The sequence below is a fragment of the Pseudomonas sp. KB_15 genome (assembly GCF_052114525.1).
Taxonomy (GTDB): Bacteria; Pseudomonadota; Gammaproteobacteria; order Pseudomonadales; family Pseudomonadaceae; genus Aquipseudomonas.
The window spans coordinates 1-558 of sequence record NZ_JBFREX010000140.1 but is presented as its reverse complement, the minus strand read 5'-3'; the positions used below and the strand labels follow the sequence as shown (position 1 = coordinate 558).

Annotated in this window: 2 protein-coding genes; both read right to left on the bottom strand. The window is 68.7% G+C overall.

The features are described 5' to 3' along the window. Nucleotides 1-181 (bottom strand): hypothetical protein (locus tag AB4Z35_RS30110; RefSeq protein WP_442101173.1); only part of this gene is annotated, 181 nt, incomplete at its 3' end. Nucleotides 182-241: 60 nt separating this feature from the next. Then, nucleotides 242-558: glycerol-3-phosphate dehydrogenase C-terminal domain-containing protein (locus tag AB4Z35_RS30105; RefSeq protein WP_442101172.1), on the bottom strand; the 317-nt coding region annotated here is incomplete at its 5' end.

The following is a 558-nucleotide window of genomic DNA, read 5'->3' as shown; positions in this document are numbered from 1 at the left end:
CCTCGCTGTCCGCCGGCATGTCCTCCAGCTCCACCACACGGCACGTGAAGYGCGGGCTGCGCGTGTGGGTCAAATATTCAAATTCGTCATGCATGATCTCGCCGCCCTTGCCGGCGATGACAGCGAAGCCCCAGATGAACCGGGGCATCGGCAGATCGGACAGATCGTCAATCTCGTCCATGGTGTTCTCCCTGATGCGATACCCGGCATTATCGCCCAAGTCTTGGCGCCAGCTGCGCCTTTATAGCAGGTACCCCTTCGCCAGCGCGCCAAAGCTCTCCAGTTCGCGCGCCTGCCAGGCCGCGTCGTGCCCGAGTTCCTCGGCCAGGATGGCGGCCACGCGCGGGGCGCCGGCCAGTGCTGCGCGGGCGTCCAGGAACAGCGCGCGGTTGCGGCGGGCCAGCACGTCTTCCACGCGCCGGGCCAGTTCGTGGCGGGCGGCAAAGCGKACGTGGGCCTCGGTCAGGCCGGTTTCGGGCACCACCAGGACGTCGGCGCCGGGCAGCGCGTGCACCAGCGGCAGGTCGGCGCCGTAGTAGCGGTCTGGCGACCCGGAGC